The sequence below is a fragment of the Paenibacillus oryzae genome, from assembly GCF_001675045.1.
Classification (GTDB): Bacteria; Bacillota; Bacilli; order Paenibacillales; family Paenibacillaceae; genus Pristimantibacillus; species Pristimantibacillus oryzae.
Window position 1 is genome coordinate 48374 of record NZ_LYPA01000075.1, and the last position, 15324, is coordinate 63697.

16 protein-coding genes are annotated in these 15324 nt (G+C 50.0%); 3 read left to right on the plus strand and 13 right to left on the minus strand.

All coding sequences use genetic code 11. The features are described from left to right. Positions 1-104: 104 nt before the first annotated feature. Positions 105-377, minus strand: coding sequence for a YqhV family protein (locus A7K91_RS21930; RefSeq protein ID WP_068686622.1), 273 nt, complete (start codon positions 375-377; stop codon positions 105-107). 107 nt (positions 378-484) lie between these two features. Here A7K91_RS21930 and A7K91_RS21935 point away from each other — a divergent pair, with 107 nt between their 5' ends. Next, positions 485-1252, plus strand: a complete 768-nt coding sequence (locus A7K91_RS21935) for a 2-phosphosulfolactate phosphatase (RefSeq protein WP_245697747.1) — start codon at positions 485-487, stop codon at positions 1250-1252. A gap of 134 nt (positions 1253-1386) precedes the next feature. Here A7K91_RS21935 and A7K91_RS21940 read toward each other — a convergent pair whose 3' ends face one another. From A7K91_RS21940 to A7K91_RS21960, 5 genes are all read right to left on the minus strand, one after another. Then, on the minus strand, positions 1387-2640 hold the full coding sequence (locus A7K91_RS21940; protein ID WP_068686624.1) for an aspartate kinase: 1254 nt from the start codon (positions 2638-2640) through the stop codon (positions 1387-1389). 140 nt (positions 2641-2780) lie between these two features. Then, positions 2781-3338 (minus strand): elongation factor P, encoded by a 558-nt coding sequence (efp, locus tag A7K91_RS21945; RefSeq protein WP_068686625.1) that lies wholly within the window; start codon positions 3336-3338, stop codon positions 2781-2783. Positions 3339-3365: 27 nt separating this feature from the next. Continuing rightward, positions 3366-4439, minus strand: coding sequence for a M24 family metallopeptidase (locus tag A7K91_RS21950; protein WP_068686626.1), 1074 nt, complete (start codon positions 4437-4439; stop codon positions 3366-3368). Positions 4440-4464: 25 nt separating this feature from the next. Further along, positions 4465-4902, minus strand: coding sequence for a type II 3-dehydroquinate dehydratase (aroQ, locus tag A7K91_RS21955; protein ID WP_068686627.1), 438 nt, complete (start codon positions 4900-4902; stop codon positions 4465-4467). Between the two features lie 91 nt (positions 4903-4993). Then, complete coding sequence (locus A7K91_RS21960; protein ID WP_068686628.1) at positions 4994-5488, minus strand: YqhR family membrane protein; 495 nt, start codon at positions 5486-5488, stop codon at positions 4994-4996. 305 nt (positions 5489-5793) lie between these two features. On the opposite strand from A7K91_RS21960, the gene A7K91_RS21965 reads away from it, so the two are divergent. Continuing rightward, complete coding sequence (locus A7K91_RS21965; RefSeq protein WP_068686629.1) at positions 5794-6780, plus strand: DUF1385 domain-containing protein; 987 nt, start codon at positions 5794-5796, stop codon at positions 6778-6780. Between the two features lie 55 nt (positions 6781-6835). Beyond that, positions 6836-7129 carry a hypothetical protein gene (locus tag A7K91_RS21970; RefSeq protein WP_245697749.1) on the plus strand — a complete coding sequence of 98 codons (294 nt, stop codon included), beginning with the start codon at positions 6836-6838 and terminating at the stop codon, positions 7127-7129. A 1087-nt stretch (positions 7130-8216) separates the two neighbouring features. On the opposite strand, the gene mntR is transcribed toward A7K91_RS21970, so the two are convergent. The 7 genes from mntR to yidD all read right to left on the minus strand — a co-directional run bounded on the left by mntR (position 8217) and on the right by yidD (position 15203). Next, on the minus strand, positions 8217-8639 hold the full coding sequence (gene mntR, locus A7K91_RS21975; RefSeq protein ID WP_068686630.1) for a transcriptional regulator MntR: 423 nt from the start codon (positions 8637-8639) through the stop codon (positions 8217-8219). A gap of 163 nt (positions 8640-8802) precedes the next feature. Next, a complete protein-coding gene (locus A7K91_RS21980; protein WP_068686631.1) occupies positions 8803-9516 on the minus strand; it encodes a cytochrome c biogenesis CcdA family protein in 714 nt (237 codons plus the stop codon). Between the two features lie 47 nt (positions 9517-9563). Beyond that, a complete protein-coding gene (locus A7K91_RS21985; protein ID WP_068686738.1) occupies positions 9564-10373 on the minus strand; it encodes a metal ABC transporter permease in 810 nt (269 codons plus the stop codon). Then, positions 10354-11163, minus strand: a complete 810-nt coding sequence (locus tag A7K91_RS21990) for a metal ABC transporter ATP-binding protein (RefSeq protein WP_082967687.1) — start codon at positions 11161-11163, stop codon at positions 10354-10356. The genes A7K91_RS21985 and A7K91_RS21990 overlap by 20 nt, the downstream gene beginning before the upstream one ends. Before the next feature lie 87 nt (positions 11164-11250). Next, positions 11251-12330 (minus strand): metal ABC transporter solute-binding protein, Zn/Mn family, encoded by a 1080-nt coding sequence (locus tag A7K91_RS21995; protein ID WP_068686633.1) that lies wholly within the window; start codon positions 12328-12330, stop codon positions 11251-11253. Positions 12331-12554: 224 nt separating this feature from the next. Then, complete coding sequence (gene metG / locus A7K91_RS22000; RefSeq protein WP_068686634.1) at positions 12555-14564, minus strand: methionine--tRNA ligase; 2010 nt, start codon at positions 14562-14564, stop codon at positions 12555-12557. A 393-nt stretch (positions 14565-14957) separates the two neighbouring features. Continuing rightward, positions 14958-15203: a membrane protein insertion efficiency factor YidD gene (gene yidD / locus A7K91_RS26895; protein ID WP_068686739.1), complete on the minus strand. Its 246-nt coding sequence runs from the start codon at positions 15201-15203 to the stop codon at positions 14958-14960. Between the last annotated feature and the right edge of the window lie 121 nt (positions 15204-15324).

Below are 15324 nucleotides of genomic sequence, written 5' to 3' on the forward strand. Positions count from 1 at the left end.
GTTTGTCCTTTGACGTTACATATGTATGCTTGTCTTGCAAAAGTATGTCTATAGAGAGCCATTTGATAGAGTTGATTCAGATTCGTTTGCTTGAATCTCTGACCCTATTTTTTCAGGATGCCGATCATCAAACAAACCACGCCGATCGCAACCCAAGCAAACTTGGAGGGAGACAGCTTGTCCGATAAGCCAACAAGTCCAATTGTTGTTGTAGCGATGAGAATAAGCGGTCCCACTAGCGCCAAGGACGAATTTACGATCAGCGCCTTTTCGATATTGTTAAACCTGAGCATCAATAGCGCCGCCGCAATTTCCATACTGCCCGACAGCAGCCTAAGCATTGCCATGCCCAATACGATTTTGCTCAGCAATTCCATCCCTCCCGCCCTTTTCCCCTTTCTCCATCTATATGCGGCCTTGTCCTAATTTCATGACGGACACATGACGGACGGCCCCGGCATATAATGTATAAGCAGAAGAAGAAATGGGGAATCGGGACATGCAGGTCGAGGTTATTTCCAGCGTTAATGAAGCCTGCTCCGGCAAGCTTCAACACCGAACGGCCATTGTGGTTGATGTCCTGCGCGCGACAACAACGATTGCAACAGCTTTGGCTGCGGGGGCGTCCTGCGTTATTCCGGCCGAAACGGTTCAGGATGCCAAACAATTGACAAAGGAGGGGGATCTTGCTGGCGGGGACCGCTTTTGCCGACAAATTTCGGGATTTTCCTACGGCAACTCGCCGGGGCAATACAGAGGGAAGCAAATCGAGGGCAAACGGATTATTTTGACAACCTCCAACGGCACCAGAGCTTTATGCAAAGCCATGAGAGCCGACCACATCATTGCCGCCAGCCTACTGAACGCCGAAGCATGCGCGCAGCTTGCATGGGAGCTTAGACGCGATGTTGTTATCCTGTGTGCGGGAAGCCGGGACAGCTTTGCGCTGGAGGATGGCTTATGCGCCGGATTGCTGGTTCATTGCCTGCGTCAGCATGATCGCTCAGGCATGCTGCAGGTGGATGACTTTGGTTCAGCCATGGAAGCTCTGTATCGGAACAAAGCAAACGTCATTATGGAAACGCTGGCCCAAAGCCAAACCGGTAAAAAGCTGCTGCGACTAGGGCAACGCGAGGATATTGTCAGCTGCAGTCAAATAAACGTGCTTCAAGCTGTACCCTACTTAAACGGCGGCAGCTTGATCCAGCGTTTGCCGGGAACGATTGCGCAGACAGCTGCCCCCCTTTGCTAGGGTGTATATGCAAACCCGAAGCTGTTCAAGCAGTTTTGCATATACGCCCTGCAGCACAACAAAAATGCCCCCTGCGCTTCCAGTTGGAAGTCAGGGGGCATTGCTTCATTCCATATGAATAAAGAACTCTCTCTTTATCTGCGTTCAGACGGACCGCCGACAAAAGCTTGCTCAGAGGCATCAAGACCGTAAACGGTATGAAGCGCAATAACAACCTCGTTCAGCTTTTCCGAAGCAATGACGCAGGATACCTTGATTTCAGAAGTACTGACCATTTTGATGCTGACATCCAGATTGGAGATCGTTTCAAACATGGTAGCCGCAACACCGTGATTGCTGACCATGCCGGCGCCAACGATGGAAACCTTCACCAGGCCGTCCTCCGAGGTTGTTTCACGGTAAGGCACGGTTTCGCGAATGGATTCGATTGTTGCAATAGCCTTTTCACGGTCATCGCCGGACACTGTAAAGGAAAAATCGGCTTTGCCGCCTTCAACGCCGCTTTGCACGATAATATCAACGTTGACGCTGCGGTCCGCAAGCGCGCCGAATACATGCGCCAATACCCCGGGCTCATCCTCTACGCCCATAATACTGATTCTGGCCACGTTTTTTTCAAAAGCAATTCCGCTAACCACGACTCCCTGCTCCATATTTGCTTCCTCCTTCACAATGGTCCCTTCATTTTGGGTAAAGCTGGAACGCACAACAAGCTTTACATTGTAATGCTTGGCGTATTCCACTGCGCGCGGGTGAAGAACGGCCGCACCAAGATGAGCCAGCTCAAGCATTTCATCATAGGAAATTTCATTCAGCTTGCGCGCATTTTTAACGATGCGGGGATCGGTGGTGTAAATGCCGTCCACATCGGTGTAAATTTCGCAAAGATCAGCCTTGATCGCCGCCGCCAGCGCAACAGCCGTCGTATCGGAGCCGCCTCGTCCCAGCGTCGTAATTTGTCCGTTTTCGTCGCTTCCCTGAAAGCCCGCAACAACGGCAACATTGCCGTCCGCGAGCGCCTGGCGAAGCTTCTGCGGATCAATATCGCTAATTTTGGCCTTACCGTGCACCTGATCTGTCTGGATGCCAGCTTGCCAGCCGGTAAACGACATGGCTTTTCCGCCTAATCCATGAATCGTCATGGACAACAGCGCAATCGATATTTGTTCGCCGACGGTGAGCAGCATATCCATCTCCCGCGCCGGCGGATTGGGATTCAGCTTTTTGGATTGATCGATCAGGTCATCCGTCGTATCTCCCATGGCAGACACGACTACAATGATATCGTGGCCTTCCGACTGACGATCAATAATACGTTTTGCAACTCTTTCCATTCTTTCCGGCGTCCCTACAGAACTGCCGCCAAACTTCATCACGATCAAAGACAAAGCGGTCTCACTCCCTAAGCCCTGACATATACATACAAGATCGTATTATATCACAATTATGCTTGACTTGGGTATAGATCAAATGCAGACTCGCAACAAAAAAAACCGCCCGAGAGTATCGGACGGCTTTCAAAGAAATACTACGCGCGGGAAATGTATTTGCCTTCGCGCGTGTCGATCAGCAAAACATCGCCTTCATTGATAAACAATGGAACTTGAACGTTCAGGCCCGTTTCCACTTTTGCGAATTTTGTTGCGCCTTGAGCCGTATTGCCTTTAACGCCCGGCTCGGTTTCCGTAACAGCCAGCTCAACGCTGTTTGGCAATTGAATGCCCAGAATTTCGCCTTGATAGCTAGTAATGTTCACCGTCATGTTTTCCTTCAGGAAATTAACTTCCCATTCCAGCTGTTTTTTGTCCAGCGAAAATTGGTCAAACGTCTCATTATCCATAAAGGAATATTCAGAACCGGAGTTGTACAGGTATTGCACGGCGCGGTTTTCGATCAAGGCGCGGCCGATTGTTTCGCCTGCGCGGAAGGTTTTTTCCACAACGTTGCCGTTGCGCAGGTTTTTCAGCTTGGAGCGGACAAACGCGGCTCCCTTGCCTGGTTTAACGTGCTGGAAATCCAGTACGGTAAAAATATCGTTGTCTACTTGCACGGTCAAGCCTGTCTTGAAATCGTTAACTGAAATCATTGCTGATTCCCTCCTGAGTGATGATTCCTATCCCAGAGTGATAAGCTCCTTCGGGGATGAGGTTAATATTTTAATACCGGATTCCGTAATAACGACGTCGTCCTCAATCCTTACGCCGCCAAAGCCGGGAAGGTAAATGCCGGGCTCCACAGTTACGACCATGCCGGGGGTTAAAATCGTGTCGCTAAGCCGTGACAGCCGCGGCGCTTCGTGCACTTCCATGCCAAGGCCGTGACCGGTGCTGTGGCCAAAATGGTCGCCATATCCATACTTGGCGATGACGTCGCGCGCAAGCGCGTCGGCTTCCATGCCCGTCATGCCAGGCTTGATATGTTCCAGCGCATGAAGCTGCGCTTCCAGCACGATGCTGTAAATTTCAAGATGCTTGTCGGTTAGCTTTCCAACAACTACAGTACGAGTTATATCGGAGCAATAGCCCTTGTAATAGGCGCCAAAATCAAGCTTAACAAATTCGTTGTTGCCAATAATGCGATCGCTGGCTACGCCATGAGGCAGCGCGGAGCGTTCGCCTGATGCCACGATTGTATCAAAGGAGGAGCTCGTTGCGCCATTGCTGCGCATAAACACTTCCATCTCAAGCGCTACATCGTTTTCGGAAATGCCTGGGGCAATAATTCCGCAAATATGCTTGAAGGTACGGTCAGCCAATACAGCCGCCTCCTGCATAATTGCCAGCTCCGCTTCGTCCTTGAACATCCGCAGATTTTCAACGAGACCGGCGGCAGGGACAAGCTTTATGCCCTCCAGCGTTTTGCTCCAGGAAAGATATTCGGCGTAGGTCACATGATCCTGCTCAAAAGCAAGACTGGACAACCCTTCGCCTTTCAACAATTCAAGCACGTTTTGCAGCGGGCTTGTGCCATGCTCCACAATTTCAAAACCGGCCGCCTGGCTTGCCGCCTGCACCGTGTACCTGAAATCGGTCAACAAAATGCTTTTTGATCCTGTAATCAGCACATACCCGGATGAACCCGAAAATCCGCTTATGTATTGCCGGTTGTACTGGCTTCCAAGCAGCAAGGCCTCAATTCCCGCTTCGTTCATTGCCGAGCGCAGCTTTTCCACTCGTTCCATCGTCATTCTCAGTCTCTCCTTAAAAGCCGGATTATTCCTGAAGCCGCCAGTACAGCGCCTCCAGCGCCAGCACATAGCCATGCGCTCCAAAGCCGGCGATTTGTCCCACAGCGACAGGAGCTACGACCGATACATGGCGGAATGCTTCCCGCTTATGGATATTGGACAAATGCACCTCCGCTATGGGCAGCGCAACGGCTGAAAGCGCGTCGCGAATAGCATAGCTGTAATGCGTCCATGCGCCGGGATTGATGATGATCCCGTCTTCCTTGCCGTAAGCGGCATGAATCCTGTCGATCATCTCGCCTTCGTGATTGCTCTGGAAGAAGGACACCTCTACCCCCAGCTCGTCAGCTCTGGCGGCAACCAGCGCTTCAATGGAAGCCAGATTTTCGCTTCCGTATACGCCAGGTTCCCGGATGCCAAGCATATTCAAGTTGGGCCCGTTTAAAACTGCGATTTTGTTCACACTTGCCCCTCCCAGTCTTCCTCCGTTCAACCTCTCCCCGAATCATTAGACATTTTACCACAAATGGCAGCACCTTGAGAAGCAGCAACTATTACTTCGCGCCCATTGGCTCGCGAGAGGCCTCGTCCGTAAACTCAAAGGCGATGGAATAACCGATAAACAACCCCCATATAAGAAAAACGCAAAACTCTGTAATCAAGGTGTTCCAACCGATGATATTAATTTTTTCCATCATGCCGAAAATCGGGCCCAGCACAAAAACAATCAGCCCCCATACCGCCCCGTAAGCAAGACCCGGCCATGGCCCGCGCAGCTTGCCCATCGTAAACTGATAAAGCAGCGCGGCAGCGGCAGAAAACAAAACATAAGCTGCAAAACCGATAACGATGCCCCATATCGTATGCAGGTAGTTATGCCGAAAAAAAGGCTCCAGCATATATCCCGGCACCATGGTTGTAAACTTCATTTCATAAAAGGCCCAACGCAACAAACCTCCGAACACCCCTGCAAACAGTCCGATCTTCAAGCTGTATGCAAAAGGATTTGTACCGCCTTTTAATGCTTCTCCTCCACTTTGCTCCTTCATACCAATGCACCTTCCTCATCTATATCCCGTCTTCATGCAACTAAAAGCCAGGCTTTTTTACAGTCGCGCTTTACGCTCTCGCTTTAGTATGACGCTTTGAGGCGTTTCATAATCCAAAAACAGACAGCTCTTCATTTGAAATGCAAACAATTCCGGGTGATATGGGCCCACGCCAACTGAATGAGGCAATGCAGGCTGATACGCCGTTCATACCGGCCTCCTTGCCCTCTCCGTTGGCAAACCTCCGCCATATCAAGTACAATAAGAAGAAAACAATACGTATACATTAGGATGGTGACAAGCACTTGCCTCAGGAATCCCGAAACATTTACGGCGGACAAGCCGTTATCGAAGGCGTTATGTTTGCCGGCAAACATGTCAACGTCACGGCCGTTCGCCGAAAAAACGAAGAAATCCAATATTATGAAGTGCCGCGCACCACTAAAAGCTGGGTCCAGCCGCTCAAAAAAATACCGCTTCTGCGGGGCGTTGTTGGCATAATCGAATCCAGCGCCAAAGGCTCGCAGCATTTGAATTTTTCAATGGAAGCTTATGCAGAGGACGAAACCGAAGAAGATGCGGCCAAAAACGGCAGCAAGCCTGTCGAAGCGCCAAAGGCGGAGAAAAAAAGCGGCTTTAGCCTGGGCATGGTTGTCAGCGTAGCGGTCGCAGGCGTCTTGTCGTTTATTTTCGGCAAGCTGATTTTTACCGCTGCTCCGGCGGCGTTGGAGGAAATGCTGTTTAAAGGCTTATTTGAAAGCTCGATCGGTCATAATTTGCTGGAGGGCCTTATAAAAATCATATTATTGCTGTGTTATCTTTACTTTATTTCCTTAACACCGCTTATCAAGCGCCTGTTTCAATACCACGGCGCAGAGCATAAGGTCATTAGCGCCTACGAAGCAGGGGAGGAATTAACGGTCGCCAATGTACAAAAGTACAGCAGGCTTCATTATCGCTGCGGCTCCAGCTTTATCGTATTTACAGTTATCGTTGGCGTTGTTCTCTATTCCCTGCCCATTTTTGTTTGGCAAGGTCTGTGGGACCGCATCCTGATCCGGATTGCGCTGCTTCCTGTCGTATTGGGCATCTCCTATGAGGTGCTGCGCTTTACAAACGCGCTCCGTGATATTCCTGTGCTTCGATTCCTTGGTTATCCGGGACTTTGGCTTCAGTTGCTGACCACCAAAGAGCCTAACAATGAGCAGGTTGAAGTTTCCATTGCTTCCTTCAAGCGCATGCTGGAGCTGGATGGCAAGCTGGCAGAATCAGCCGGCATTAAAGCAAGCTAAACCATGCTCGGGTGAAAACAGGTGGTCCATTTTTGGAACGAAAGGTGTGAATTCCATGAAAAACGTTAAAGGCGTTTCGGCTCTTGAGATGGTACTGTTGGTATTGCTGGTTATCGGATTATTTTTTAGTCTCAAAAACTTGTGGCTTCCGATTGTCATTCTTGGCGCTATTTTTCTGCTCTACAAGTTTCCGCCGTCCTTTGTTACAAAACAGCGTGGAGGGCGCGCCCAGGTTATCCAGAAGCCGACATCCAGCAAAACGCGCAGAGACCGCCCGCGCTCCAAAACTGTCCCATTCCGGGTTATAGAGGGTGGCAAGGACGACGACGAAACCCCCAAATACCATTGAGAGGTAGTTCAAAAAGTCCGCTTACCATTGCGGAGCATGACTGGCGTCATGGCGGGCGGCGAATATGGGATTCAGCCGAAATAAGCAAATGCTTACGAAGTATGTTTCTTTCAGAAACATTTGAGGTCCTCTCGTAGCTTAGACTACGCTCCGGTCCTCGATTTCTAGCTTCTTCCCATCTTCTTGGCACTGGAAACCAAACTTTTTGAACCTTCATTTTATGTGGTCGTTCAAAAAGTCCGCTTACCATTGCGGAGGATGACTGGCGTCATGGCGGGCAGCGAATATGGGATGCAGTCAAAGGGTAGGACGAGAAAACGCAAGTTTTCCGTACTGCCTTTTTTATTTTACCTATCTTGCAACTGAAAGATCTTTTTGCGAGGCGAAATGCCTATTTTGGAAGTGAGTAGCTAGTTGGATACCTCTTTCTTCAGCAGTTATGAGATGAGATAAATACACCATTACATCCTTTCAATCTTGATGTGAACCTTCATCAATCGTTTGATTACACAAAAAATCGTCCTTTGTTAATGGAAGCGTGGGAACTTCCATTTACAGAGTGACGATTTTTTTGTTTGTAATATTATTCAAGTAAATGTAGTATCCAGCAAAGTTTTATCTGGCCCCAATCTGTAGTCTGGAACGCTGCTCTCTAATTTTGTATGGCTATACGTACAAAACATGTAAAAACAAACTGCCACACCCAGTCTTTATACGATTATTCATACAAAACATGCACGACCACACTGCCACACCCAGACTTTGTACGATTATTCGTACAAAAACATACACGACCACACTGCCACACCCAGTCTTTGTACGATTATTCGTACAAAACATGCACGACCACACTGCCACACCCCAGACTTTGTACGATTATTCGTACAAAACATGCACGACCACACTGCCACACCCAGACTTTGTACGATTATTCGTACAAAACTACCAGCGGCCAAATAAAACCACCATGTGGGCCGTGCCTGATCTTACCACCATTTAGCCGAATGATGGATTATAGCGAAAACTAAAAAACAAGCCCCAAGAATGCTAGTAACCGGAAACCGGCATTCTCAGGGCTTATCGGGTATTAATCGCTTTCCATCTCGGTCCGAATGGCTTTCAGCTCTTGAATTCTGCCGCTGTCGCGCTTTAGAAATTCAACAAGCGTTTCAATGCAGGTAATGGAGTCCCAGCTCAAATGATGCTCGATACCTTCGACATCCTTGTATATATTTTCCTCCTGCACGCCGATTGCCGTCAAAAATTCCTCCAGCAGATGATGTCGCTCCATCAGCCGCTTACCCATTTTTTTACCTTTATTGGTCAGGACGAGTCCACGGTATTTCTCGTAAATCAAATAGTTGTCCTTGTCCAGCTTCTGGATCATTTTCGTAACCGATGAGGGATGAACCTCCAGTCCTTCGGCAATATCCGATACTCTGGCGTAACCCTTTTCCTCTATCAGTTTATAAATGCGTTCCAAGTAGTCTTCCATGCTCGGAGTCGGCACCTTAGAACCCCCCAACCTTGCTTCTTCACCTTTATTCTAGGCACTCCTAGTATCATACACCTTGCGGAAGCCCGTCTGCAACCTTGAAGACGTAATTTGAGCTTTAGCATAATCATAATTAAAACTTCAGTAAGACGTTATCAGGACTTAAGTAAAGACGTTATTAAAACTTCAGCCACTCTGGCGTAAGGCCGTTTAGCCATATCGTTATTTGCGTCATTTGATCCGTAAATAGCATAATGCCCATCACAATCATGATGGCGCCGCCAATCTTCATGACGATCGAAGAATAGCGCAAAATCCAGCGCGCCGTTCCCAGAAAAAAGGCAAGTACAAAAAATGGAACTGCAAAACCGACGGCATACGCGGTCGTTAACCCAAACCAGGTGCCTGGCTGAGAGGCGGCAAGCGCCAGAATCGCGGCCAATACCGGTCCCGTGCATGGCGTCCATCCCGCTGAAAAGCCGATGCCAAAAATAAAGGAGCTAATATAGCTTGCTTTTTTGGGAATCAGATTAAAGCGGCGTTCCTTCATAAGCAAACCCGGTTGAAAAATGCCGATTAGAAACAGCCCCATCAAAATAATAAGAATAGCGGACAGCTTGCGGATCAGCTCGTTGTATTCCACCAGCACCTCGCTGAACATATTAGCTCCGTAAGCAAGCGTGTAATAGACCGTGCTAAAGCCCAAAATAAAGAAAAACGTATGGCTCATCGTAATGAACCGCTTCTGCTTGCCCATTTGGGATTCCTTCAGCTCGCTGACGGAAATGCCGGTTATGTAAGAAAGATAAGACGGATAGAGAGGCAAACAGCATGGCGATATAAATGAAGCAAAACCTGCCCCCAGCGCCAGCCACAAATTGATTTCATTCATTCCTCTTCACCTTCCTGTCCAAAAAGAATGCCGGGCCGACGCAAAAGTCAGCCCGCTCTGCGAAATCCTTTGCGCAGCGTTAACAAAATCAGCAACACTGCAATCAGCAGCAGCACAATCGTACCGCCTGGAGCCAGATTCCATACGCCGGCTATTAACAAACCCGCGATAACGGCAAGCTCGCCGATAACAACAACAATGATGACGCTTTGGCGAAAGCTTCGCGCTACGATCAGACTGCAGGCCGCTGGAATGGTTAGCAGCGCGGATACCAGCAGTGCGCCTACGATTTTGATCGCTGCGCTGATCACAAGCGCCGTCAGCACACTAATCATTACATTGTAAAACCGGGTAGGCAGACCGCTAACCGCCGCCGCTTCCTCATCAAAGGTCATCAGAAACAGCTCTTTCAGTTGAAAGCCGATAATAACAAGCACGGCAATTGTAACCCCGCCAATCAGGTACAAATCTCCTGTGCTAAGCGTATAGATGCTGCCGAACAGATAGCTGTTGACGTTCATTGAAAAGCTTTTGCCCCAGGTAAATAAAATGGAGGCCAGCGCGATGCCGCCGGACATAATGATAGCAAGCGACAGCTCGGCGTAGGTTTTATAGGCCTTGCGCAGCTTTTCGATGGCGAAGGAAGCCGCGATAGCAAATATGACTCCTGCCGCAAGCGGATAAAAGCCGATCAAAAGCCCTAGCGCCACGCCCGCTATAGCCACATGGGACAACGTGTCTCCAATCATGGACAAGCGCCGCAAAACCAGAAACAATCCGATCAGAGGTGCGGTTATGCCAATAAACACCCCGCCTATGAGTGCCCTTTGAAAAAACTCAAGCTCCAGTATCTCCAACAACCGAAACAACCTCTCTCCCGCTCTCCAATTGCTCTCGCAAGCCCTTCAGGCTATGCGCCAGATTGCTCTCCACACAATCCTGCGTTTCATGCGAATGCTTGATGTAAAAATTTAATTTGCCCCAGCTGGAAGCAGGCTGCTGACCCAGATAGCCCTTCACCATTTCCATATCATGAGACACCATCAGGAACGTCATATTGTGATGCTGATGCATATGCTTGATCATATGGAAAAAGCTTTGCTGAGTTTCAGCGTCGATGCCTACCGTCGGCTCGTCCAGAATGAGAAGGGACGGGCTATTAACAAGCGCCCTCGCCAGAAATACACGCTGCTGCTGCCCGCCTGATAGCTGTCCGATTTTTTTGTCCTTCAAATCCGAAATGCCCATCGCATCCATGGCGTCCAGCACTTTTGTATGATGTTCTTTGGTCAAAAAGCGAAAAATCATGCCTCTTCCATACAGCCCGGAGGTGACAACCTCCTTGACCGTTGCCGGAAACTGGGGATTAAAGCTGTTACGCTGCGGCACATAACCGATGCGGTTCCATTCCTTAAACTTGGCTATTGGTTCGCCAAAAAGCGTAATTTCTCCGCTGCTCGGCTTGTGCAAGCCTGCAATCATACGCAGCAGCGTTGTTTTACCCGCGCCGTTTGTGCCAATCAAGCCGATAAAATCGCGTTCCTTAACGCTGAAGCTAACCCCGGAAAGCACAGGCTTCTGCTCATAGGCAAAGGAAACATTGTGAATGCCTATAACCTCCCGATGGCAGCTTGCCCCGTTATTCATAGTTTCGCCCCCGTCTGGCATCTATATCTCACTCCCTGCAACAAAAACGGAGCTGATAACAGCTCCGCCTCCCATTCATCGTCTTCTTTATTGTAATGCCTTCATCAAATTTTGCAAGTTGCTGTTCATTAAATCGAGATAGGTGGTGCCCGCTTGCTCCTGCTCCTTGGTCAAGCCCTCCAGCGGATTCAGAACCATGGTATCCACTCCCGCCTCGTTTGCCAGCATGTTGGCCAGCTGATCGGAAACCAGCTCTTCAAAGAAAATGTACTTTACGCCGTTTTCTTTTACGAATTTGGCGATTTTGGCGATGTCCTGCGCTCTTGGCTCGGCATCGGGGCTAAGCCCCATGATGCTGATTTGGTTCAAGCCGTAGTCTCTTGCCAAATATCCAAACGCCTGGTGCGATACAACAAGATTTTTTTGCGAAACGGCTGACAAACCAGCCTCATAAGCCTGATCCAGCGACTCCAGCTTTTCTTTCAACAAGACGTAGCTGCTTTCATAGTCCGAAGCATGATCGGGGTCCGCTTTAGCCAGGCTATCCTTTACATTAGCCGCCAGTACAAGGGCAGACTTGGGGCTTACCCATGTGTGCGGGTCGGTGTCATGGGAATGGCCGTGCTCTTCCTCAGCGCCATGCTCCTCTTCCTCGTGGCTATGGCCATCTTCGTCATGGTCATGGCTCTCCTCTTCGTGGCTATGCTCATCCTCTTGTCCGCTGATCAGCTTAATGCCTGTGCTGGCCTCCGCAACAATTGCTTTACTGTCGCCGGATACGCCTTTAAGGAAATCATCGATCCAGACTTCAAGTCCCGCGCCATGGTACAGAAACAGATCGGCCTGGGAAGCCTGAACTAGATCCTGGCTTTTTGGCGTCCAGTCATGCGGCTCGATTCCCGCTGCGATCAAATTGTTCACTTCAACATGCTCGCCGCCGATTTCGGAAGCCAAATAATAGAGCGGATAAAAGCTGGTTACAACTTTAAGACGTTCGGCAGGCTCAGCCGTTGCCTGGTCGGAGCCTGAACCCGCTTCATTGCTTGGCGAAGCAGAAGGCGTAACTCCGCCTGTACCGTTTCCATTCCCGCTGCAGGCAGCTAATAACAGCAGCAAAGACAATGCTGCCGAAGTTGCGACATGACGATAATTGCGTTTTTTGAACATATAAGTCTCTACCACTCTCTCTTTTTAGTAATCGTTACTATTACGTTTAGGATTATAAAGCAAGCCCAGCCCCCTGTCAACCAAAAATAGACTTCTTCTAAATCAACAAAATGAGACTTCTCCTAATATTCCAACGAAAACTCCACCTATAAGGGAGTCCCACCTTTACTGTCTGTAAAAGAGAAACAAAAAAACCGCTTCCCGGAAAAGGAAGCGGCCATGCTTTATTTCACAATAGCGCCGTTTGGCATGCTGTCGGGAACCGTAGCCAAAGTCAGCTGATCGCCTTGAGATGCCGCCAGAATCATGCCTTGCGACCATTCGCCGCGCAGCTTGACCGGCTTAAGATTGGTTACGCAAATGACTTTGCGGCCAACAAGATCCTCCGGCTTGTAGTATTGAGCGATGCCGGACACAACCTGACGGCGTTCATAGCCAAGGTCCAGCTGCAGCTTAAGCAGCTTGTTGGCTTTTGGCACCGGCTCTGCGGCAAGTACTTGTGCAACGCGAAGCTCGACTTTGGCGAAATCGTCAATGCCGATTTCTTCCTTGGTCTCCGGCTTTTCGGACGGGCTGTCTCCAGCAGAAGCGCCGGCAGGAGCATCGCCTTCGGCAGAAGCGGGGGCTTCCGCAGGTGCAGCAGGGGCGCCGCCCTTCATAGAATTAGCGATGAAAGCCACCTCTTCCTCCATCTCCAGACGAGGGAACAGAGGCTCGCCCTTGCTGACTTTTGTACCTCCCGGGAGAGCGCCAAAGCTGCCCAGGCTTTCCCAGCTTGTCAGCTCGCCTTGCTGAAGACCCAGCTGGCGCCACATTTCATGCGGCGCATGGGTAAGGAACGGCTGCAGCAGAACCGAAATATAACGCAGCGATTCCGCCAGATGATGCATAACGGATGCAAGCTCGCCTGTTTTGCTTTCGTCCTTAGCCAATACCCACGGCTGTGTTTCGTCAATATATTTGTTGCAGCGGCTGACAAATTGCCACAATGCCGCAAGCGCCACGGAAAACTCCATATTTTCCATATGAGCTTCCACTTCGGCGACTGTTTGGGCAGCCAGCTTTTCCAAGGATTCGTCAAACGGCGTTACCGCTCCGGCATAAGCAGGCACTGCCCCGCCAAAATATTTGTCGATCATGGCAACGGTGCGATTAAGCAGATTGCCCAAATCGTTGGCAAGGTCAAAGTTGATGCGCTCCACAAAATTATCCGGCGTAAAGGCGCCATCCGCGCCAAACGGCACCTCGCGCAGCAAATAATATCTCAGCGCATCCAGGCCGTAACGGTCAATAAGCACAACGGGATCGATTACCGTTCCTTTGGATTTGGACATTTTGCCCTCTTTAGTGAGCAGCCAGCCATGGGCAAAAACCTTTTTCGGCAATGGAAGGTCAAGCGCCATCAGCATAATTGGCCAATAGATGGTATGGAAACGTACAATTTCCTTGCCTACCAGATGCACATCAGCCGGCCAGAAGGTTTTGTATTTTTCATCTCCTCCATCGGCTCCGTAGCCAAGCGCTGTAATATAATTGGACAACGCGTCGATCCAGACGTAAATAACGTGTTTGGGATCTCCCGGAACCTTGATGCCCCAGTCGAAGGTTGTCCGCGAAACGGCCAGATCCTCTAGTCCGGGTTTGATAAAATTGTTGATCATTTCGTTTTTGCGGGATTCTGGCTGGATAAAACCGGGATTTTCTTCATAATGCTTAAGCAGACGGTCGGCATATTTGCTCATCCGGAAAAAATAGCTTTCCTCTTTAACCAGCTCCACGGGCCTGCCGCAGTCCGGACAATTGCCCTGGTCCAGCTGGCGCTCCAGAAAAAAGGATTCGCACGGCGTACAATACCAGCCTTCATATTCGCCCTTATAGATATCGTCCTGCTCCAGCAAGCGCTGGAATATTTTTTCGACTGATGCTTTGTGGCGATCCTCCGTCGTGCGGATAAAATCATCATTTGAGATTTCAAGCTTATTCCACAAGCTCTGGATGCCAACGACAATATCATCAACAAACTGAAGCGGCGTTTTGTTTTTTTCCTGCGCCTTGCGCTCGATTTTTTGCCCATGCTCGTCCGTACCGGTCAAAAACCAGACATCGTAGCCGCGCAGCCTCTTGTAGCGGGACATCGCATCCCCGGCCACCGTCGTATAGGCGTGCCCGATATGAAGATTGTCGCTTGGATAATAAATCGGCGTCGTTAGGTAAAACGTTTTTTTGTCCGTCATTGCCTGATCCTCCTTTTTTCTTAAAAACACAAAAAGCCCCCGTCCAACATGGGACGAGAGCTGCGCTCACGTGGTACCACCCAAATTCCGGTTTCCGCTGCCAGCTTGACCGCAAGGTCCTGCCAGCTTGACTGAATGCCGCTTGTTCCCGCCCGTCGCATAGGGCGGTCTCCGCCCGTTAACGCTGGCGCTGCGCCGCAGTCTTACCTCTCATTAAGGCTCGAAAGCGGTGCCTCCCGGACCATATTCCAGCGTTTTTCCTTACCGGCTCCCACCTCATTGCCCGGCTCTCTGGGAAGGTCCCTCGCTGTACTCATCCATTCTTCGGCAATACACGATATGGTTAAAATATACTCAATTAATGGAGCCAATGTCAAGAAGGCCGCGCCCGGCTTAAGTCAACTCGCCCTTGCTCCGTTTATCCAGCGTTTCCGGCACAGGGTCGAAGCCGCCGGGGTGAAAAGGGTGACATCGGGCTATTCGGCGCGCGGCCAGCCACGAGCCGCGGACCGGGCCATGGCGTTCAATCGCTTCCAGCGCATAAGCCGAGCAGGTTGGATAAAATCTGCAGGTGGGCGGCTTAAGCGGCGAAATGACCTTTCTGTAAAAATGAATCGGCGCTTGCGCCGCTACCCTCATGACGGAGCGTTTTCGCGTTTCCGTATGACTGGTTCCCGGTTCCGCATTCCCGTTACTGTCAAGCCCGCCGCTGTTGTCCACTTGCCCTTCCTGAAGCTTCGACGAAAGGGTTGTTTGCTCC